Raw genomic sequence first — 19,334 nt, forward strand, 5'->3', positions numbered from 1 at the left:
GGTCTGTGATTAATCTTCCTCGTAGCGGCTAACCTCACGGTCGTAGAAATTAGTAGCCGCTTCAATGAGGCCATTGATCTCTCCCGCCAGCTCCTTTTCATCTTCAGGGGAAAAGTCTTCAAGCCATTCCACCTCATCGTTTTCAAGGTTGATGATAAATCTCGGGTAATCGGTATGAACGATAAAGATCGCATTGGGATGGTCTGTATTATCCCCGAGTAAAAATTTTGGAAGCTCCATATCTTAATTGGTTTCACCTATCGCCACCTGTTCCCCGGCGATGAGTTTTTTGGTTAAATAATTAAATCTAAAATACAAAAATACCGCGGCAACGGTTAACCCGGATAACAATCCTATCCAGATACCGATATTCCCCAATCCGAAGTGAAGGCCCAGAAAATAAGATATCGGGAAGCCCACCACCCAATAAGCAATAAACGTGATCACCGTTGGGAGTTTAACGTCCTGGAGTCCGCGCAGGGCACCGAGAAAAACCACCTGGAATCCGTCTGATATCTGAAATATGGCTGCGATAAGAAGTAATTGAGACGCAATACTGATCACCTCGGAATTATCGACAAGGTTGATCATATCATTCTGGTCCAGATACAGGGTGGGCAGCCAATCCCTGAACACCACAAATGAGGTCGCGAAAATGGTCATGATCAAAAACGTGAGGAAAAAGACCGAAAAGGCGATACGTCGCAATTCTGAAAAATCTTTAAGCCCCTTCTGGTTTCCCACCCTAACCATGGCAGCAACACTAAGCCCGACGCCGACCATATAGGTCATACTGGAAAGGTTAAGCGCGATCTGATTCGCGGCCTGCGGATTCTTACCCAATACCCCACTGAGCCATACAGCTGCGGTGAAGATCCCCACCTCGAAGAACATTTGCAAGGCTGAAGGAAAACCGAGATCGAAAACCTTTTTCACCATGGTTCTTTTTAGCTTAAAGAACTGAATATCTTCCAGGTATTTAGCGATACGCTTCCGGCTTTTGAGCAACCTCCATAGCAAGAGAACCAGGAGTACACGTGAAACCAAAGTACCGATCCCTGCCCCTATGATCCCGAGCTGGGGAAAGCCAAATTTCCCAAAGATCAGGAGGTAGTTCAAAACGATATTTACCACGTTGGCAACCACCGTTACGTACATGGGATATTTGGTCATGGACAAACCATCAGAGAACTGCTTAAGCGCCTGAAACATCACCAGGGGAACGAGAGAAAGTGCCACAATATCGAGGTAGGGCAAGGCCAGGGCAACCACCTCATCGGGCTGTTTCATGAGGTCCATCAAAGGCTTCCCTAAAAGCACTACCAGGAAAAGAGCGATCCCGATTATCGTAGAAAGCACAAGTCCGTGAGAAAATGCCAGACGCCCCTTCTCCACATCACCGGAACCATCGGCTTCGGCAACCAGGGGGGTGATGGCAGTGGTAAAACCAATTCCCAGGGACATCGCGATAAAGACAAAACTATTTCCCAGGGAAACTGCAGCCAGCTGGGCCGTACCCAATTGACCTACCATGACATTATCGGCAAAACCCACGAAGGTATGACCGAGCATCCCCAATATCACAGGAGCAGCCAGTCTTAGATTATACGCAAATTCCCGGGTGTAGTTCTTTAACATAATTTGATGTTTGCCGGGCAAAGATACATCAAATTACGCCTTATAGTTTCTTCGCCTCCTCCCAAAACACATCCATCTCGGCAAGCGTCATGTCTTTAAGCGCTTTCCCCATACCTGCAGCTTGTTCTTCGAGGTAAGTAAACCGCTTGATGAATTTCTTGTTGGTGCGTTCCAGGGCGTCTTCAGGATTCACCTTGAGGAAACGGGCGTAGTTGATCATAGAGAACATCACATCACCAAATTCGGCCTCGATACGGTCCTGATCGCCGGTATCGACCTCATGCCTGAACTCGTCGAGCTCCTCCTGAAGTTTTTCCCATACCTGCTCAGGTTTTTCCCAGTCAAAGCCAACTCCGGCAACCTTATCCTGTATGCGACTCGCCTTTACCAGTGCGGGCAAGCTCTTTGGCACCCCTTCCAGAACGCTCTTTTTACCCTCCTTCAATTTCAGGTTTTCCCAATTGCGTTTTACTTCTTCCTCATCGGCAACATCCACATCGCCATAAATATGCGGATGACGATCGATAAGCTTATCGCAGATCCCATTGGCCACATCGGCAATATCAAAGTCATTGGTCTCACTTCCGATCCTGGAGTAAAAAACAATATGCAGCAACAGGTCTCCCAGCTCTTTTCTCACCTCATCAAGGTCATTATCGAGGATAGCATCCCCCAACTCATAGGTTTCCTCAATGGTAAGGTGTCGCAGCGATTGCAAGGTTTGCTTGCGATCCCACGGACATTGTTCGCGGAGCTCATCCATAATGGTAAGTAAACGGTCGAATGCCTTTAGCTGTTGTTCTCTGCTGTTTTTCATAACTGAAATTGAATTTAAAGGGCTTCCTTTTTATAACGTCTGTATTGCAAATAACGGGCTTTTGCTTCAGAAAAATCGGGAAAATCAAGGCCATTCTTCCGGTGCACCAGTGCGATCCCGGCCATAACTCCCCAAAGATGCGCCATCTCCTTCCAGGCCTTAAAAAGAGAATACCCGGGATGATAAACGTGGGTAGGCTCTGCTCCAACGCCATTCACCTCCAGCACCTTTACCTCCCCACCATGGATAAAATCATCAAGACTCCTGACCTTCATATCGAGACGACCAAAAAAGAATCCGGGAAGCATTTCGGTGATCTCCTGCATCCGGGCTTCGAGCTTAGGTCCTACCAGATGGGTACCATTGACGAACATGGTGCCCCGGTTGTGATTCCCCACTGGTTCCAGCAGCAGGCGTTCGCCATCCTGAAGCACCTCTTCCCACCGGTGCCCGAACTGCTCCTTAAGCCGTTGTCTTTGCAGGCGCCAGCGCGGATCGGCATCAATCAGCTCATGGAGGGTTTGACGACCATCACCCATGACCTCCATAAAAGCTTTCAGGGTAAGGGAAGGAACCACACCACGGCCGGCATTCGGATACCGGTACCAAAAAACGCCGAGCTCCTCCGGAAGGTCTATATATTCCTGTATCAGATAGGGTACAGTGATCTCAGTACTATGTGCAACAAAGTCACTGTGATCCTTGATCAAATTCACCTTTAATCCACGAAACCCGACATCGGGTTTAAGAATGAGGGGATAGGTCATTCCTTTTTCTGCAAGTCTGGACGCTAAAGCTTCAGGAGAGGTATCGGGGAGCCATAAGATCGTCTTTGGCCTGAGGGCTTCCGGCAGTTGTTTTAATTGCTCCGATTTTGGGTCGCTGAGAATAAATCCCTTCCCCATCCCCGGATTTACCTGGAGGAAGAAAAAGGGAGAACCTGCACGCAAGGAATACTCCAGGTGTTTGAACACCACAGGAACATAGAGCACCCACATGGGCCAATACTCCCAGGAACGCAGTCGGATGAGCCAATCAGGAGCCTTCACTACGCGAGAATTAAAGGGTATTGAACAAATACGAAGGCTGAAGATACTGCATGGTACTACCATCCCCATGAGACACGACCTGGGTAATGCTTACCGTTCGCACTTCATTCCGCCTTAAGATAAAATCATTGGGGTGCTTTACCCCATGTAGCTTCAGCAGCTCGTCTGGACCCGGTTGGGGATGCTCCTGCAAAAAAGCCTCAAATTTGCGCAGTTTCCCGGAATGGACCTCAGCAGAATACAAGGTGGCTGACGACCAAAGATGGGATCGCTCCTTACTCAAAAACTCCAACACCCTGCGTTTTCCATCCCAGCGGATCACTTGCAACAGCTCGTCGACAAGGATCAGGGTAAAGGGCTCGAAACCTTTAAGGTCTATGGTATCGTAGAAAGTCCTGAAATTTGTCGCTTCAAAAGCCAGCGGTATAAGTGCACCCCGGCTGTGGGTATAAGGAAGTACCCTGCGGTGCTTTTCAAATGCGCCGTTGAGCAGGCAGGCCGACCGACCGTCTTCCCCCGCAGCGATCCAGGTCCCTTTTTTTTCGAGATCTACAGGCGCCTTAAAAGGCACCCCACCCGAAGGCGTCCACCATTCCGGGGTACCGGTTGCCCTTCCCGGAGCCTCGTCCCTGTTAGAGGTAAGCACATACCCCTGTTTATTGGCTATAAAACTTACCGTACACATACTCGTCCGGATCTTAAGGTGGAAGGAGCGACGCCAAAGCGCTCGGCTACTAAATGCTCCATACCCGTTGCTCTCAGGGCGATACGGATCATGGCGAGGTGATGAATGGTATGCTCCAGATTGTATAGCAACTCCCTGAATAAACTACTATCTATAGCGATCAGCCCCTTTTTATCGCCTTCTTCCTCACCGGAAAGAAGTCGGACCGAAGCATTTACAGTGCAACTATTCACAAAATGAACCACCTCTTTAAGCGCGATCCCGGCAGCCAAAAGATCAGTCTCTGTAGCCACATCTCTTTTTCGGCGGTCATAGTTCACCATGCCATCGGCGCAGCCATCGCGGAGACACTGATAGAATTCGAGAATATGACGCACATGCATGCCTATGGATGAATTTCCGAGTACCGGCACCGGCGTTCCGTATCCCGGGGTATCGAGTTGTTGCAAAAGAGCATCCAGCATTTGGAGCTGAAAGCGGATCTGCCGGATCAAAGGAGGTGTCATAAACGTATACTAATGGTTTTGGTTGGTCTGTACTGAAGTCTGAAAATTAAAGGAAAAAGAAAAGCCTTCCGAAAGGGAAGGCTTTAAAAAATTAACAAATGCTCTTAATAACTATTCAGAAGCAGCAGCATTTTCAGATACTTCGGCCTCCTCTTCGTCAGCACTAAAGTCGGTAACTCCTTTTTCGTTGAGGAGATTATACCACTGCAATACCTTTTTGATATCGCTGGCGTATACACGATCCTCATCGTAATCCGGAAGCACTTCAAAAAAGTACTCTTCCAGTTTATCTTTACTTTCTTTGTGACTTACCGCAGTTTTACCACCGTTCTCTTTTTCGGCGATCTTACTGAACACCTCGCGTAAAGGCACCTCTTCGGTAAGGGTATAAATGGCTATCTCCGAAAGCAGGCTAACGTTATTTCTCAACCCTACAGAGATCTTTTTTCCATCGATCAATGACTCTGCCACAAAACCAGATCTGGTCTGAGCTTTCAATTCGTATAATCCGGGCTTTCCCGAAATCGCTAAGATCTTATCTAACCCCATAAGTTTTTATTTTTTTGCGGAAGCAAATATCACTGCTTTCCTAGTTTTATCAAAAAGTTTACCTCGCTTTTTTCGCCAGTGGGAAACGCATCTTATAATCGGCTCTGACCTTACCTTTAGAAATATTGGCAAGTTTTCCTTTTAACAAACGCTTACGCAAACTGGAAAGTTTATCGGTAAAAAGTACGCCCTCGATATGATCGTACTCGTGCTGGATCACCCTGGCAGCGAGTCCGCTGAAGGTTTCTTCGTGACGCTTGAAGTTCTCGTCGTAATATTCAATGGTAACCGTTTCTTTACGGCTTACATCCTCTCTTACATCCGGAATACTGAGGCATCCCTCATTAAAGCTCCACGGTTCACCGGTTTCTTCAAGGATACGGGCGTTGATGAATACCTTTTTAAAATCCTTGAGCACAGCCTGCTCTTCGGCGTCCAGCTCTTCGTCGTCTGCAAAAGGAGTGGCATCGATAATGAACAAACGAATAGGCAGCCCGATCTGAGGTGCGGCTAAACCAACCCCCTGGGCGTTGTACATGGTCTCGAACATATTGGAGAGAAGGCCTTTCAGGTCGCGGTATTCGGCATCGATATCCGTTCCTTTCTTACGAAGCACCGGGTCTCCATAGGCAACAATAGGTAATATCATAATTGCTGTACTTTTATAGGGCAGCAAAAATACAAAGATATTCCCTAATACTTACCAGGGTTTTACAAAGCTTATCTTAAAAATTGGAAGGTCTAACGAATGATCACCTTTTTTGTGGTTTGGAGAGATGGCGATTTGACGTTGAGAATATACACACCTTCTCCCAGGTCAGCAACACTTAAAGAGATCACATTCTTTTCAGTAACCACCTGTTTCACCATCTTACCGGTAATATCGTAGAAACTCAGAAATTTTTGTCCGCTACCCTTCAGACTAATGTTCAATTCATCCTTTCGGTTAACAGGGTTGGGGTACACCTTAACCGGTTGACTTTGCGTTTGAAGATCGGTGAGAAGCATAAGACGGTATTCCATAGACCAAAGCGGAGGGGTATCCAGTTCCGGTGAAGGAGACATGATCGTTGTCCGGGGCGCAGGCTCTTCCCAAATCACCTCCGGGGCAGCAAAGGCGGTTTGTAAGAGTAATAAGTAAATGATCAGGGTAGTCGTTTTTTTCATTCACTATACGTTTAACAATTGAACAATAAGTAGGTTACAAAATGATAAATAACTAGTTATCAACAGTCAAAGTTAATAACTTTTTCGACACGAAGTGGGTTTTGCCATAAAAAATTGCGAAACAATTCGACATTTACCTTGCAATATCCATATAACTTTGTAAGATAATAGTAGCACTAACTTCGTCTAAAAGTTCTTTATTTCGACGTTTTTTCTTACCTAACCCACTGTCAACCAGTGCCTGGGAGGCCATTTTGGAGGTGTATCGTTCATCAACCCGGGCAACCTCCAGGGCGGGAATCTCCTTATTCAATTTTTTCAGGAATTTGGCGATATCCTTCTCAATATCTGAAGGTTCGTTGTGCAATCGCTTGGGCTCACCAACCACGAGAATATCGACCTCTTCTTTCGCACAGTATTTCCGGATAAACCCTAAGAGTTCACCGGTAGGGACCGTTGTAAGGCCGGAAGCGATAATTCGCATAGGGTCTGTTATCGCTATCCCGGTTCGTTTTCCGCCATAATCGATGGCCATGATCCTTCCCATATCGTTTTTGCCAAAAATACAGTTTAAATTGTTACATCTGTAAATGACTCGACACAATAACCCTGAAAGCCGTTATCTTTGCTTTAAAATTCAAAAGATGATGGACGCAATAAGAACACTTATCGAGCAGGCATGGGAAAACCGCGACCTGCTTAAGGAACAAAATACCAAGGACACCATTCGTCGTGTGATCACCATGTTGGATGAGGGCGAACTTCGCGTTGCCGAACCTGTTGCGGACGGATGGCAGGTAAACGAATGGGTAAAGAAGGCTGTGGTACTCTACTTCCCGATCCAGGAAATGAAGACCATTGAAGCCGGACCTTTGGAGTTTCACGATAAGATCCCTTTAAAGACCGGGTATAAGGAAAAGGGCATTCGCGTAGTTCCTCATGCGGTTGCCAGACACGGGGCTTACATTTCATCCGGAGTGATCATGATGCCGAGTTATGTGAACATAGGAGCCTATGTGGAAGAAGGGACCATGGTAGATACCTGGGCTACGGTAGGTAGTTGTGCCCAGATCGGCAAGAACGTTCACCTTAGTGGTGGTGTAGGTATCGGAGGGGTACTGGAACCGCTTCAAGCCGCACCTGTGATCATAGAAGACAATGTGTTTGTAGGTTCCCGTTGTATCGTAGTCGAAGGCGTTCGCGTAGAAAAAGAAGCCGTTCTCGGGGCCAATGTGGTACTAACCGCCTCTACCAAGATCATCGACGTAACCGGAGAAGAACCTGTAGAAATGAAAGGAAAGGTTCCTGCCCGCTCGGTAGTGATCCCGGGAAGCTACACCAAAAAGTTCCCTGCAGGAGAATACCAGGTGCCTTGCGCCCTGATCATCGGGAATCGAAAAGAGAGCACCAATAAGAAGACATCGCTAAATGATGCGTTGAGAGAATATAACGTTGCTGTATAATAAAAAAGCCCCTCTTCGTAGGGGCTTTTTTTTTCATTCCTCATATATTTGCCCCCCTATTGTTTATGGCGACAGAAAGAGAACAGCAGCAGAAGATTTCAGCGGTGATCATCACCCTGAACGAAATGGATTGTATAGAACGATGCATTAACAGCATAGGCTTTGTTGATGAGATCGTTGTTGTTGATTCCTTCAGCACCGACGGCACCTGGGAGTGGCTCAAAGCTCACCCTGCGATCAATGCCGTGCAACACCCCTTTAAAAATTACACGGAACAGAAAAACTACGCCCTCTCTTTAGCCACTAACGACTGGATCTACTTTCTCGATGCCGATGAAGAAGTACCTCCTTCATTGCAGGAAGAAATTCTTGCAACCATCGCTAAAGACAATACCTATCCGGCGTATTGGAACTATCGTTCGTTCATGTTCCAGGAAGAACGCCTTTATTTTAGCGGGTGGCAAACCGACAAGGTGCATCGTTTATTCCGTAAAAGTCTTTGCATTTTTACGCCAGACCGCATTGTTCACGAGATCCTGGAATACGAAGGTGAGGCCGGATTTTTAAAAGAAAAACTCATTCACTACTCCTACAAGGATTACGAAGACTACAAGGGAAAAATGTTAAGCTACGGACGCTTACGAGCCCGTGAAGCCTATGAGAACGGCAAGCGATGGACACTATTCAGTCAGTACTTCCGTCCTGCATGGAGATTTCTTTACAGCTACCTGGTGAGATTAGGAATTTTAGACGGGAAGAAAGGGATCATCATATGCTATCTCAATGCCCTCGGAGTACACGAGCGTTACAAAACGCTGAAAAAACTCCGTTCTTAAACGAAGTTTTCTTTATACCATTCCACCTGCTTTCTGAGTCCGTCTTCAAACGAAGTATCCGGATCGTAATCCAATAGTTTCCGGGCCTTATCGATCAGGGCCGTGGTTCGCAACTGGTCTCCCGGACGTGGAGGTGTTCTTTTGAGCTTCGCCTTTTTGCCGATGATCTTTTCAATAAGAGCGATCCCTTCACCGGTCGTATACTCTTTGTCCGATCCAATATTAATGATCTCCCCGTTAAGCACATCTTCCCTCCCGGGAACGGCTGCCATGGCCTTTACGATATCACCTACATAGGTAAAGCTCCTGGAATGTTTCTCACTGCCCACGTAGAGGGGGAACTCGGTATCATCAAAAATACACTTGATCAATTTGGTATAGAGCTTTTCAGGGCGCTCACGCGGCCCGTAAACCGAGTAAAGCCTTAGCGAGCATGCCTTGATCTTGCCGGTGCGTTGCTCCCCCATGACCAGCTGCTCGGCTGCGAGTTTGGTGGTACCGTAAAAGGAAATAGGCAGCGGCACCTCCGTTTCAGCAAGGGTAGCTTCCTTTCCGTATATGGAAGAGGTGGCAATATTCACGAACAACTTCAGGTTCGGGCAGTAGGTGCGCGTCCAGTCCAATAAGCGCTGGGTCGCAAAGATATTATTCCGCACATATTCATCCAGGCTGGTCGATGCCGAAATACCGGGTTGGGCGGCAAAATGAAAGATCAGGTCAAAATCGGCAGGCATGTGCGCATCGAGGTCACCCATGAGGTCGATCTCGATAAACTCTACCCCGGAAGCCTCGATGGCTTTGCGATTTAATCGCTTGAGCTCCGGATCGTAATACGTAGAGAAATTGTCTAATCCGTATACCTGATGTCCTTCTTCGGCAAAAAAGGCTGCAGTATGCGATCCAATAAATCCGGCGGCACCGGTAACCAATATTTTCATTATGCGCTGAGTTCTTGATCTATAATTGACCACAAAATTACTATTAATTCATAGCGGCCTTCTTTCAAAATATTAACTAATTTGCGAAAAAATATTTTTTACCCTTGAAGTTCCTCGTTATCCAACAAAAAATGATAGGTGATGTACTCACCAGCAGTATCCTCTGCGAGAACCTCAAAAGGGAATTCCCCCAGGCAACGATCCATTATATGGTTCATGCCCATACGACCGCAGTGATCGAAAACCACCCGGCTATAGACCGCATCATCCGATTTGACCCCATTCTCAGAAAGAAGAAGCTCAAATTACTGGATTTCATCAACACCCTGAAAAAGGAAAACTACGACGTACTGATCGACGCCTACACGAAGATCGAAACCTCGATGATCTCACTTTTGTCGGGAATTCCGAAAACCATAGGATTCCACAAGAACTACAGTGCCTTTGCCTATACCCATCCCGTTAAGCGATGGACTGAAAGTAAATACGGATTTGGTTTGGCCATAGAGCACAGGCTACAGCTCCTGCTGCCGATACTGAATGGCAAGACCATGAACGACCTCACTCACAAACCGGCGATCTACCTGACCCCTGAAGAGCGGGAGAAAGCTGCTGACCTGATCCGACAGCACGGATTAACCCCGGAGTCGAGACCGCTTATGATATCGATATTGGGAAGCGGTGCCAACAAAAGTTATCCGGCGCCCTATATGGCGACCTTCCTGGACCAAATAGCTGCAACCAGCCAGCACCCCATGCTGTTTAATTACATTCCAAAACAATACGAAGAGGTTAAAAAGATCTATGACCTGTGCCAGCCGGAAACACAGCAACGCATCCACCTGGATCTCTTCGCAGATTCGCTGCGCGGATTTATAGCTTTCCTGTCGCATTGCCGGGCACTGATCGGAAACGAAGGGGGTGCTGTAAACATGGCTAAAGCGCTGGACCTACCCACATTTTCAATTTTTTCACCGTGGATACCCAGGGGCGACTGGGCTATTTTTGAAGATGAGAAGAACAAAAGTGTACACCTTGAAGACTACCTCCCGGAGATCTACAAGGACAAGCCTGCCAAACAGTTCAAGAATGAAAGCCTGAAGCTCTACCAGGAACTAAAGCCTGAACTTTTCAGGGATGTACTTAACGAATTCCTCGAAGAGATCTCCTGACCTACAGGTATTTCCCTACCCCGTTATCACAAGACACAAGAGCTTCTTTAATGGTCGTTTCCTGGATGCGATCATTGATCTCAAAACGATCTCTTTCATTTTCGTGGTGATCGAGATGGTAAACAATGGCGTTGAACTTTAATCGCTTCGCTTTTTGTCCGAGATTGTGCATACGGATCATAAGCTCAGAATCTTCTCTTCCCCAACCTTCAAGATCTTCATTATACCCATTGATCGCAATAAAATCCTCACGCCAGTAAGAGGTATTACACCCTCTGAACTTCGGAGATATTTCCGGCTGGGTCTTGAAAAGACCTGAGATCACGGGAATACGAATGTTTCGCGGACGCTTTTTCAGACCGGGCTTAAAGAAATGAATATTCATATCCTGTCTGCTCAATATTCCGGGCACTGCGGTCTCCTTAATACGTACACGGGTACCGTAGAGGTAACGGTCGCGGTCGGCATTTTCGATGTGGTCTTCGATAAAGTTAGGATGTAAGAAGCAATCGCCATCTACCTGGATGATATATTCACTGGCAGCAGAAGCTACGGCCCTGTTGAGGATCTTGGACTTTCTAAAACCCTTATCTTCGTGCCAGATATGCTTAAGTTCTGTTTTGAATTCCTTTCTGAATCCGTCGATCACCTGGCGTGTGCGCTCATCAGAACCATCATCGGCAATGATCACCTCATCGGGCATTACCGTTTGCTTTAATACACTGCGTAGCACCAAAGCCAAGGCTTCAGGCCAATTATAGGTAGATATGAGGAGCGTCGTAGATATTTTATTCATGACTCAAAAACATTAAATCGCTTCAAACCAATAGATTGAGGGCGGCAAATATAGTATTTTTATTTGTATTAGCTTTGAAGTCTGCTACAATCCAATTAAATTCAGAAGCATGAAGGATAAACCGGGATTTTTTAAAAGGAAGGTCGTAAGATATACCACGCTTAGGAAAGTGCGAAAAGCTTCGGAGCTGGGCAACAATGATGTGATCAACGTACACCGTTACGACCCCGGCAATGCCGGTGACTTTTACTGCGCCCCCCACCATTATTACGCCCCCCTGAAAGGGAAGGTCCTGGACATATTCCAATACCAGTCCAAAGACGACGACCTCAGACAGGAATGGGTAGATACGATCATTGATCGATCCCTGATCATTGGCGGAGGCGGACTCCTGAATCTGGCTGCATTTCACAAACAAATGCGCCTATTCGAATCACTCAAAGATCGCGGCAAAAAAACCGTAGTATGGGGTGCCGGTCACAATGCGCTGAACACCAAAACCGTAAAACAATACAACGTAGATCCTGAAAATTTCGGATTGTTCGGTACCCGGGATATCAGTATGCATAACGAATGGGTACCTTGCGTAAGCTGCAAGCACGAGATCTTTGACGAACCCGCTACTGCCGAGAACGAATTTGGCATCCTGCTGCATAAAAAGAATCTCAGCCGCCCCGGCATCATGGAAAAGGTAAGCACCTTACCACATATGACCAACCAGGATGATTTTGAAGATATCATCAAGTTTATCAGAACATGTGATACGGTAGTTACCGACAGCTATCACGGTATGTACTGGTCTACCCTTCTGGGGAAGAAGGTGGTCTCCATTCCCACAACCTCGAAATTCTACGACTTTAAATACAAGACTCCGATCGCCACCATGGACAACTTCCGGTCTAAACTAAAAGAAGCTACCGCCTATAGCGGAGTACTGGAAGAATGCAGGGAGATCAACGACAAATTTGCCGAGAAGGTCTTTAATTACCTGGAATTATGAGCATGCACGAAGAAATCGCCAAATGCCTCGAAGTGTTAAACCAGGGCGGACTCATTCTCTACCCTACCGACACCGTATGGGCCATAGGTTGCGATGCGCGGAATCCTGAAGCTGTTCAAAAGGTTTACGACCTTAAAAAAAGCTCTGAAAAGAGCGGGCTGGTATGCCTCGTACCCAACACCCGCATGCTGGAACGATACGTTTACGAGGTGCCTGATCCCGCCTATGATATTATCGAAGTAAGTTCGCGCCCTACGACCATCATTTACGACCAACCCATGAATGTGGCACCCAATCTGCCGGGTAAAGACAATACTCTGGCCATACGGGTGGCCTCTGATGAATTCTGCCAGCGTCTGACGGCAAGACTTAAGCGACCCCTGGTATCGGCTACAGCTAACCTCAGTGGCTCTCCTATCCCGAGATCCTTCGCAGAAATAAACAGTGAAATTTTAAAAGGTGTTGACTATATAGTAAATTTGCACCGCGAAAAGAAGAGCGGGCCACCATCGACCATCATCAAGCTGGGAAACAGTGGCCTGGTCAGGATCATTCGCAAATAGGGAGAATCCCATATGATCAGAACAACGGATGCTATTTCGGCAGACGAACCGTTAATTTCAAGGGTTAATGAATTACAGTAATGCCATAGAACATCCCGCATTCAAAACCATCGCATGGGTGGCAAAGGATATGGGAACAGAATGCTATGTTATCGGGGGCTTCGTAAGAGACTTCCTGTTGAAGCGGGGTACACCTAAAGATATTGACATCGTAGCTGTAGGCAGTGGGATCGCACTGGCCAAGGGAGTGGCTGCTGCCCTGGAAGGCAACCCTAAGGTTTCGGTATTCAAGAACTTTGGTACTGCCATGATCAGAACCGAAGAGGTAGAACTTGAATTCGTAGGCGCCAGAAAGGAAAGCTACCACTTTGACAGCAGAAAACCCGTTGTGGAAGACGGTAGTCTTGAAGACGATCAAAATCGAAGAGATTTTACCATCAACGCCCTGGCCATATCCCTGAACGAGGACAGCTACGGGGAGTTGATAGACCCTTTTAACGGACAGGAAGATCTGGAGAAAAAGATCATCCGCACCCCGATGGACCCGGACCTCACGTATTCTGACGACCCTTTACGCATGCTCAGAGCTATTCGCTTTGCCTCTCAGCTCAATTTCCGCATTGAAAAAGAATCCTTTGAAGCCATAAAGCGCAATCGAAAGCGCCTGAAGATCATTAGCAAGGAGCGCATCGTAGATGAACTCAACAAGATCTTACTAAGTCCGCGGCCATCTGTTGGATTTGCTTTGCTATACAAGACCGGCCTTCTGAAAATGATCATGCCGGAACTCACGAATTTGTCGGGTATAGAAGAAAAAGAAGGGCAACGCCACAAGGACAATTTCTGGCATACCCTAGAAGTGGTCGATAATATCTCTGTGAATACCGATAATTTATGGCTCCGCTGGGCAGCACTGCTCCATGACATCGGCAAGGCCCCGACCAAGCGCTTTGATAAAAAGATAGGATGGACCTTTCACGGCCATGAGTTCGTAGGTTCGAAAATGGTACCGAAACTCTTCAGAAGATTACGCCTGCCATTGAATGAAAAGATGAAGTTCGTTCAGGAAATGGTGTTATTGAGCTCCCGCCCCATTGTGCTGGCCCAGGACATCGTAACCGATTCTGCCGTGAGGAGACTTATCTTCGATGCCGGAGACAATATCGAAGACCTTATGACCCTTTGCGAGGCCGATATCACCACCAAGAATCCGCGTCGCTACAAGAAGTACCACAATAATTTTAAGATCGTAAGGGAAAAGATCAAGGAAGTGGAAGAACGCGATCACGTGCGTAACTTCCAGCCGCCTATCGACGGACAAGAGATCATGGAATTCTTTGACCTGAAACCCTCAAAAGAGATCGGGATCATCAAAGACGCCATAAAGGAAGCTATTCTCGAGGGAGAGATCCCTAACGAATACGAGGCTGCCAAGGCTTTTATGATAAAAAAAGGCACTAAGCTCGGCCTGATCAAAAAAGAAAAAAAGCAATAAACGCATAATGCCCACCCAGGATCGTTAACCCGCCCCCAAGGGCTTATGATAAACCAATACCTATGAAGATCACGCTACGCCATATCGCTAAGACTACCCTTGTTCTCGTATATCTTGTTATTGTTGCAGGAGCCGTTGTACGTATGACCGGAAGCGGCATGGGATGCCCCGACTGGCCAAAGTGTTTTGGCTACTACATTCCTCCTACACAGGAATCCCAATTGCTTTGGGAACCGGAAAGGACCTTTAAGGAAGGGCAGGTGATCATCAGGGAGGAACGCTTACTGGTAGCCTCAAAAGACCTCACCACAGGAGCCAATTTCAACCCCGAAAACTGGGAAGCCTACACCAAACACGACTATGCGATCTTCAATGCCACACACACCTGGGTGGAATACATCAATCGCCTGGTGGGGGCACTTGCCGGACTGGCGACTCTGATCATGGCGATCTGGTCTGTTGGCTGGTGGAAACGTAAAAGGCAGGTAACGGTCTTAAGCTGGCTCACTGTTTTCGGAATGGGCTTCCAGGCATGGCTGGGTGCAACCGTAGTCTATTCGGTATTGGCACCGGTACGTATTACCCTGCACATGGTCATGGCCCTCGTGATCGTAGCCATGATCCTGCGTATCATTCAACTTTTAAAACCTGCTGATAACCACAAGGTGTTTAACCCTTTGTTTCACCAATTACTCTGGACCGCCCTGGCACTCACCCTTCTTCAGGTGGTTCTCGGCACCCAGGTAAGGCAATTCATAGATGAACAAGTTAAATTGCTGGGAGGGCTTGCCAAAGACCAGTGGCTTAGCGAACCCGAAGTGAGCTTCTATATTCATCGTAGTTTTTCGATCATTGTACTTGCCATCAATGTTTACCTGGCATATCTTAACCGAAAGCTGGGACTGAAATTCGGAAAAATGTCCTGGGTACTGGTATTGCTTGGAATCGAGATTCTCAGCGGGATGGCTATGTATTACGTCGATTTCCCCTTCGGATCACAGTCTGTACACCTCGTGATCGCCTCCATACTATTCGGCTTACAATTCTATTTGGTTTTAGAATCTGTAACGGCTAAAAAACAGGTGAATTCTTTGTAACTTGCGTGCCCAAAAAATTGTCAAACATGATCTATAAGTTCAGAATAATCCTGGATGCCGAAGACGATGTCTTCAGAGACCTGGAGATCGAAGCACATACCACAATGGAAGACTTTCATAATGCCATCGCCCAGTCTTTTGGCTTTGACGGTACCGAAATGGCTTCCTTTTATGTGAGTAATGAAGAATGGGAGCAAGGAGAGGAGATCGCCCTGTTCGATATGAGCGAAGGAATGGAAAAGGTGCGCTTAATGAGCGAAGAACACCTGGAAGATGTACTGAACAAAGACAACCGCAACCTGATCTATGTTTACGACTTTTTCAGCATGTGGACCTTCTTCGTTGAACTTGCAGACATCTCTGAAAAAGAAGAAGGCACTACCTACCCTAACCTCATGTTCGTTCACGGTCAACTCCCCGATAGTCCGCCGGAAAAATCCTTCGAAGCAGAAGACTTTGGCGATCCGGACATGGAAGACGAATACGGTTTCGACCTGGAAGATCTGGACAGCTTTGACTTTGACCAGAATTTAAACTGATCTGCCGCAAAGCGATCACCCACATTTAAAAGAATATTACGATGATCAACCTGTATCCTACACATATAGACAGCCTTTCTATTCACAAGGTTGGAAACAAAAGTAAAAGTGAAGCTATTTTCTATTCGGAGGAACCTTACCGCCTTAATGATGAGATCACCTCGATCCTTAAGGAATACTTCTTTAAGCCTTTCAGGGAGAAAGAAGAAAACTATCTTCACTTTACCAACGAGGTCGATGTGGAATTCAATGAGCTCTACAAGATCTGCTCAGAGATCTTCGAAGATCCGGCATCGGCTCATACCAACTCCAAGAGAATTGCCAGCCACCTTTTTGAGCAATCCAACCACCCTCATATCAAAAGCGGAGAGCTTTATGTATGCTACCTGACCGATGTGGTTCTGGACAACGAAAAGGTCGATGCGGTCGGTATTTTCAAATCGGAGTTAAAACACGATTTCCTGGAATTTGAAGAGGATCAAAACAACCTGGAGATCATTATCAGGCAAGGGATCAACGTCAACAAACTCGACAAGGGAGCCCTTATCCTGAACCGCGAAAAAGAGGAAGGTTTCAAGATCCTATCGATAGACAGCAACCGTTACGATACCAAATACTGGCTGGAGAAGTTCCTGCAGGTAGAAACTACCACCGACGAAAACTTCTACACCAAGAAGTACCTGAAATTTTGCCAGGATTTTGCCAAGGATGTCGTACTTCCTGCAGAAGACAAGAAAGAAGAGGTAATGTTCATGAACCGTGCCGTGAACCACTTTGCAAAAAATGACGATTTTGAGGAGACCAACTTCCTGAACGAAGTGATCGACAATCCCGATCTTATCCCCGAATTCAAGCACTATAAAGAAGATCGCGGAGCAAAATACAGTATTGAGGACGTGAGCAACTTCCCCATCGCAAACAAGGCTGTATCTGACGCGAGGAAAAAGATCAAGAACGTTATTAGCCTGGACACCAACATCCAGATCAAAATGGATTTCATCAACCCGGAATCGGCAGAGAAATTCGTGGAGAAAGGATGGGACGAAGAGAAACAGATGTACTACTACCTGGTCTACTTCAACAAAGAACAAAAGAGCTAGAACAAATGCATAAGAGCAAACATAAATAAAAAAGGCTGTCCGATCGGACAGCCTTTTTTATATCACCTGGTTTTTTATTCCCTAGGGTTTCTCAAATAATGCGGCATCAACATTGGCATTAAAGACCATATTGCTGAGCTTCATCACCACAGAAGGCGACTTCAGCTCCTTCCCGGTATAACTCTCGATGGTCGTAGGGAATTTACAGCCCTCTACTTCTACATAGTCCTTATAGGCCATAATGATATTACCCCCCATGGGAGACGGCATTTCTACAAAATCAATAAGCTTGGTTTCCGGGTGAAAGTACCTCACCTGCTCCGGCTCATGGGCTGCTTTAAAGGTGACCTTAAGCACCCTGTAGGTTTGTCCGTTAAGCGAGCGCTGACCCAGATCTTCCAGGTCGTAGGAAGCCACATCCAGCAACCTTTCGGTAGACAAGCCCTTCTGTGAAGCCCGAAGTTGCTCCTTAGGCATAGGAATAACGGCATTGGAACCTGTCATCGGATTGATCATCCAGCCTTGATCTCCATTGATCACGGTGACCATCTTTTGATCGCGGAACATCATCTCTGAATACTGCTTGTCGGGATAAGCATAAGCCATCATCCCACTCATTTTAAGTCCGTTGGAAACCAATTCGACATCAGCCTTCATGGTCTTTACTTTTTCGAGAAGTTCCTTCCCACCTATGGCTTTCAGGTAATCATCGACCACCTTCTCCGGGGATTGTGCCGACATCACTGCAGTACATAATGCCAGGACGAACAAGAATACGGTTCTCATAATTTATTTTTTATAAATGTAAACATTTCAAAACACTCCTTACGAAAGCAAACGTTTCATACTCACATCTTCGTAGTTACGCTTAACAAAATCCAGGGCAGTACTTACCACCTCGCCCATCGTTCCGCAGCGTTTAAAGTTCACGTCGTGCGTATAGTCGTAAAGCCCCATCTTAAGCTGTTCGAGATTAGCCTCCTTACTAATGCAATCGTCAGCCATACATTTCACCAGGGTCTTCAGTCGCTTTTTTGAAGCGATGATCCTTCTTGCAGTGACCGAACGCTCTTCCTTCTTGTATTGGTTGATAGAGGTTTCCTTCAGCTTCTCAGATACGTTCTGCACCATCTTGTAATTCTCTTTGAAGAACTGCGGTTTGTAGATCTTAAGATTCCCCTCATAAGACTGCTGATCAAAATCGATGGCACGGATCTTAAAGATCACATTATCGAAATCGTGGGTTGGGATCACCACGTAGTTATATGAACGCATATCCCCCAGCAACCTGATCGTACAACGTTCATTGAACTTAACAAACTCCTTGGCGATCTGGCTCTTTTGTATTTCAGTACACTTAGGCAGGTAATCCTTAATAAAAACATCTCCGGGAATCCCGGAAATATGCTCCTCGATAAGGGTATCCTTATACACCGTGAAGTTGATCCAGTTGGGAGACAACAAATGCTCCAACTCGAGTCCATATACCCTGGAAGCATCGGCTTTTTTCACATAGAGGTAGGTGTAGTTGTCATTGAGAATGTTTCTCACCTTAATACGAAAGGGCTTTGAATTCCCGAACGTACAATAGTCAATGGCGTCGATATTGAGGTATTCGAAGATATCTTCATCTCCATCAGACACCATCAGGGCATACACCTTCTTTAGCTGGTGATCGATCTCAGGACGCTCGAACTCCGAATAATACACCCTGATCCACATCGTATCGTTATCATCCTCATCGTACACCACGATCGATCCGGAAAATCTGAGCAGATCGTCATAGGAGATCGGGATCATGGTATTCCGGTTATAGTGCTCCAGGTAATCCTGTAGCTTATCACATATAGGGTAGGTTGGCTTCTTTTTTGAGATCAGTTTCTGGCTCATATACCTGATAAATATTTTCTCAAATTTAACTTAT

At 46.5% G+C, this 19,334-nt stretch carries 23 protein-coding genes; 9 read left to right on the plus strand and 14 right to left on the minus strand.

From position 1 onward, the window contains the following. Positions 1-9: 9 nt before the first annotated feature. The 10 genes from IS446_RS07545 to ruvX all read right to left on the minus strand — a co-directional run bounded on the left by IS446_RS07545 (position 10) and on the right by ruvX (position 6,958). Complete coding sequence (locus IS446_RS07545; RefSeq protein WP_203059442.1) at positions 10-240, minus strand: hypothetical protein; 231 nt, start codon at positions 238-240, stop codon at positions 10-12. A 3-nt stretch (positions 241-243) separates the two neighbouring features. Further along, positions 244-1,638 (minus strand): MATE family efflux transporter, encoded by a 1,395-nt coding sequence (locus IS446_RS07550; protein WP_203059444.1) that lies wholly within the window; start codon positions 1,636-1,638, stop codon positions 244-246. A 40-nt stretch (positions 1,639-1,678) separates the two neighbouring features. Then, positions 1,679-2,455, minus strand: a complete 777-nt coding sequence (gene mazG / locus IS446_RS07555; RefSeq protein ID WP_203059446.1) for a nucleoside triphosphate pyrophosphohydrolase — start codon at positions 2,453-2,455, stop codon at positions 1,679-1,681. 14 nt (positions 2,456-2,469) lie between these two features. Then, positions 2,470-3,504 carry an ATP-grasp domain-containing protein gene (locus tag IS446_RS07560; RefSeq protein ID WP_203059447.1) on the minus strand — a complete coding sequence of 345 codons (1,035 nt, stop codon included), beginning with the start codon at positions 3,502-3,504 and terminating at the stop codon, positions 2,470-2,472. A gap of 10 nt (positions 3,505-3,514) precedes the next feature. Continuing rightward, positions 3,515-4,189: an NRDE family protein gene (locus IS446_RS07565; protein WP_203059448.1), complete on the minus strand. Its 675-nt coding sequence runs from the start codon at positions 4,187-4,189 to the stop codon at positions 3,515-3,517. Then, on the minus strand, positions 4,177-4,695 hold the full coding sequence (locus IS446_RS07570) for a hypothetical protein (RefSeq protein WP_203059449.1): 519 nt from the start codon (positions 4,693-4,695) through the stop codon (positions 4,177-4,179). The genes IS446_RS07565 and IS446_RS07570 overlap by 13 nt, the downstream gene beginning before the upstream one ends. 111 nt (positions 4,696-4,806) lie before the next feature. Beyond that, a complete protein-coding gene (locus IS446_RS07575) occupies positions 4,807-5,244 on the minus strand; it encodes a DUF5606 family protein (protein ID WP_203059450.1) in 438 nt (145 codons plus the stop codon). A 58-nt stretch (positions 5,245-5,302) separates the two neighbouring features. Next, positions 5,303-5,893, minus strand: coding sequence for a peptide deformylase (gene def, locus IS446_RS07580; protein WP_203059451.1), 591 nt, complete (start codon positions 5,891-5,893; stop codon positions 5,303-5,305). A 92-nt stretch (positions 5,894-5,985) separates the two neighbouring features. Further along, positions 5,986-6,411 carry a T9SS type A sorting domain-containing protein gene (locus IS446_RS07585; protein WP_203059452.1) on the minus strand — a complete coding sequence of 142 codons (426 nt, stop codon included), beginning with the start codon at positions 6,409-6,411 and terminating at the stop codon, positions 5,986-5,988. 133 nt (positions 6,412-6,544) lie between these two features. Beyond that, complete coding sequence (gene ruvX, locus IS446_RS07590; protein ID WP_203059454.1) at positions 6,545-6,958, minus strand: Holliday junction resolvase RuvX; 414 nt, start codon at positions 6,956-6,958, stop codon at positions 6,545-6,547. 100 nt (positions 6,959-7,058) lie between these two features. On the opposite strand from ruvX, the gene IS446_RS07595 reads away from it, so the two are divergent. After that, positions 7,059-7,874, plus strand: a complete 816-nt coding sequence (locus IS446_RS07595) for a 2,3,4,5-tetrahydropyridine-2,6-dicarboxylate N-succinyltransferase (protein WP_203059874.1) — start codon at positions 7,059-7,061, stop codon at positions 7,872-7,874. 65 nt (positions 7,875-7,939) lie between these two features. Continuing rightward, complete coding sequence (locus tag IS446_RS07600; RefSeq protein WP_203059455.1) at positions 7,940-8,710, plus strand: glycosyltransferase family 2 protein; 771 nt, start codon at positions 7,940-7,942, stop codon at positions 8,708-8,710. Here IS446_RS07600 and IS446_RS07605 read toward each other — a convergent pair. After that, positions 8,707-9,648, minus strand: coding sequence for an NAD-dependent epimerase/dehydratase family protein (locus IS446_RS07605; RefSeq protein WP_203059456.1), 942 nt, complete (start codon positions 9,646-9,648; stop codon positions 8,707-8,709). The genes IS446_RS07600 and IS446_RS07605 overlap by 4 nt on opposite strands. Before the next feature lie 131 nt (positions 9,649-9,779). Between IS446_RS07605 and IS446_RS07610 the strand changes: the two genes are divergently transcribed. Next, positions 9,780-10,820 carry a glycosyltransferase family 9 protein gene (locus IS446_RS07610; protein ID WP_203059457.1) on the plus strand — a complete coding sequence of 347 codons (1,041 nt, stop codon included), beginning with the start codon at positions 9,780-9,782 and terminating at the stop codon, positions 10,818-10,820. Position 10,821: 1 nt separating this feature from the next. Here IS446_RS07610 and IS446_RS07615 read toward each other — a convergent pair whose 3' ends face one another. Continuing rightward, a complete protein-coding gene (locus IS446_RS07615; RefSeq protein WP_235996444.1) occupies positions 10,822-11,616 on the minus strand; it encodes a glycosyltransferase family 2 protein in 795 nt (264 codons plus the stop codon). A gap of 109 nt (positions 11,617-11,725) precedes the next feature. On the opposite strand from IS446_RS07615, the gene IS446_RS07620 reads away from it, so the two are divergent. From IS446_RS07620 to IS446_RS07645, 6 genes are all read left to right on the plus strand, one after another. Further along, a complete protein-coding gene (locus IS446_RS07620) occupies positions 11,726-12,616 on the plus strand; it encodes a polysaccharide pyruvyl transferase family protein (protein ID WP_203059458.1) in 891 nt (296 codons plus the stop codon). 2 nt (positions 12,617-12,618) lie between these two features. Continuing rightward, positions 12,619-13,179: an L-threonylcarbamoyladenylate synthase gene (locus tag IS446_RS07625; protein WP_203059459.1), complete on the plus strand. Its 561-nt coding sequence runs from the start codon at positions 12,619-12,621 to the stop codon at positions 13,177-13,179. A 67-nt stretch (positions 13,180-13,246) separates the two neighbouring features. After that, a complete protein-coding gene (locus tag IS446_RS07630) occupies positions 13,247-14,674 on the plus strand; it encodes a CCA tRNA nucleotidyltransferase (RefSeq protein WP_203059460.1) in 1,428 nt (475 codons plus the stop codon). Between the two features lie 62 nt (positions 14,675-14,736). Next, a complete protein-coding gene (locus IS446_RS07635) occupies positions 14,737-15,771 on the plus strand; it encodes a COX15/CtaA family protein (RefSeq protein ID WP_203059461.1) in 1,035 nt (344 codons plus the stop codon). Between the two features lie 26 nt (positions 15,772-15,797). Continuing rightward, positions 15,798-16,310 (plus strand): IS1096 element passenger TnpR family protein, encoded by a 513-nt coding sequence (locus IS446_RS07640; RefSeq protein ID WP_203059463.1) that lies wholly within the window; start codon positions 15,798-15,800, stop codon positions 16,308-16,310. Between the two features lie 41 nt (positions 16,311-16,351). Then, a complete protein-coding gene (locus IS446_RS07645; protein ID WP_203059465.1) occupies positions 16,352-17,410 on the plus strand; it encodes a nucleoid-associated protein in 1,059 nt (352 codons plus the stop codon). Positions 17,411-17,491: 81 nt separating this feature from the next. Here the strand turns inward: IS446_RS07645 and IS446_RS07650 are convergent, their stop codons facing one another. Then, the gene (locus IS446_RS07650; protein ID WP_203059466.1) at positions 17,492-18,196 is read right to left on the minus strand and encodes a LolA family protein; all 705 of its coding nucleotides are present in this window, start codon (positions 18,194-18,196) and stop codon (positions 17,492-17,494) included. A gap of 39 nt (positions 18,197-18,235) precedes the next feature. Then, a complete protein-coding gene (locus IS446_RS07655) occupies positions 18,236-19,300 on the minus strand; it encodes a hypothetical protein (protein WP_203059467.1) in 1,065 nt (354 codons plus the stop codon). Between the last annotated feature and the right edge of the window lie 34 nt (positions 19,301-19,334).

This window comes from Robertkochia sediminum (assembly GCF_016786255.1).
GTDB classification, from domain to species: Bacteria; Bacteroidota; Bacteroidia; order Flavobacteriales; family Flavobacteriaceae; genus Robertkochia; species Robertkochia sediminum.

Coding starts and splice junctions, on each gene's coding strand:
- IS446_RS07545 (WP_203059442.1), bottom strand. CDS start 240: ATGGAGCTTCCAAAATTTTTACTCGGGGATAATACAGACCATCCCAAT.
- IS446_RS07550 (WP_203059444.1), bottom strand. CDS start 1,638: ATGTTAAAGAACTACACCCGGGAATTTGCGTATAATCTAAGACTGGCT.
- mazG (WP_203059446.1), bottom strand. CDS start 2,455: ATGAAAAACAGCAGAGAACAACAGCTAAAGGCATTCGACCGTTTACTT.
- IS446_RS07565 (WP_203059448.1), bottom strand. CDS start 4,189: ATGTGTACGGTAAGTTTTATAGCCAATAAACAGGGGTATGTGCTTACC.
- IS446_RS07570 (WP_203059449.1), bottom strand. CDS start 4,695: ATGACACCTCCTTTGATCCGGCAGATCCGCTTTCAGCTCCAAATGCTG.
- IS446_RS07575 (WP_203059450.1), bottom strand. CDS start 5,244: ATGGGGTTAGATAAGATCTTAGCGATTTCGGGAAAGCCCGGATTATAC.
- def (WP_203059451.1), bottom strand. CDS start 5,893: ATGATATTACCTATTGTTGCCTATGGAGACCCGGTGCTTCGTAAGAAA.
- IS446_RS07585 (WP_203059452.1), bottom strand. CDS start 6,411: ATGAAAAAAACGACTACCCTGATCATTTACTTATTACTCTTACAAACC.
- ruvX (WP_203059454.1), bottom strand. CDS start 6,958: ATGGGAAGGATCATGGCCATCGATTATGGCGGAAAACGAACCGGGATA.
- IS446_RS07595 (WP_203059874.1), top strand. CDS start 7,059: ATGGACGCAATAAGAACACTTATCGAGCAGGCATGGGAAAACCGCGAC.
- IS446_RS07600 (WP_203059455.1), top strand. CDS start 7,940: ATGGCGACAGAAAGAGAACAGCAGCAGAAGATTTCAGCGGTGATCATC.
- IS446_RS07605 (WP_203059456.1), bottom strand. CDS start 9,648: ATGAAAATATTGGTTACCGGTGCCGCCGGATTTATTGGATCGCATACT.
- IS446_RS07610 (WP_203059457.1), top strand. CDS start 9,780: ATGATAGGTGATGTACTCACCAGCAGTATCCTCTGCGAGAACCTCAAA.
- IS446_RS07615 (WP_235996444.1), bottom strand. CDS start 11,616: ATGAATAAAATATCTACGACGCTCCTCATATCTACCTATAATTGGCCT.
- IS446_RS07620 (WP_203059458.1), top strand. CDS start 11,726: ATGAAGGATAAACCGGGATTTTTTAAAAGGAAGGTCGTAAGATATACC.
- IS446_RS07625 (WP_203059459.1), top strand. CDS start 12,619: ATGCACGAAGAAATCGCCAAATGCCTCGAAGTGTTAAACCAGGGCGGA.
- IS446_RS07630 (WP_203059460.1), top strand. CDS start 13,247: ATGAATTACAGTAATGCCATAGAACATCCCGCATTCAAAACCATCGCA.
- IS446_RS07635 (WP_203059461.1), top strand. CDS start 14,737: ATGAAGATCACGCTACGCCATATCGCTAAGACTACCCTTGTTCTCGTA.
- IS446_RS07640 (WP_203059463.1), top strand. CDS start 15,798: ATGATCTATAAGTTCAGAATAATCCTGGATGCCGAAGACGATGTCTTC.
- IS446_RS07645 (WP_203059465.1), top strand. CDS start 16,352: ATGATCAACCTGTATCCTACACATATAGACAGCCTTTCTATTCACAAG.
- IS446_RS07650 (WP_203059466.1), bottom strand. CDS start 18,196: ATGAGAACCGTATTCTTGTTCGTCCTGGCATTATGTACTGCAGTGATG.
- IS446_RS07655 (WP_203059467.1), bottom strand. CDS start 19,300: ATGAGCCAGAAACTGATCTCAAAAAAGAAGCCAACCTACCCTATATGT.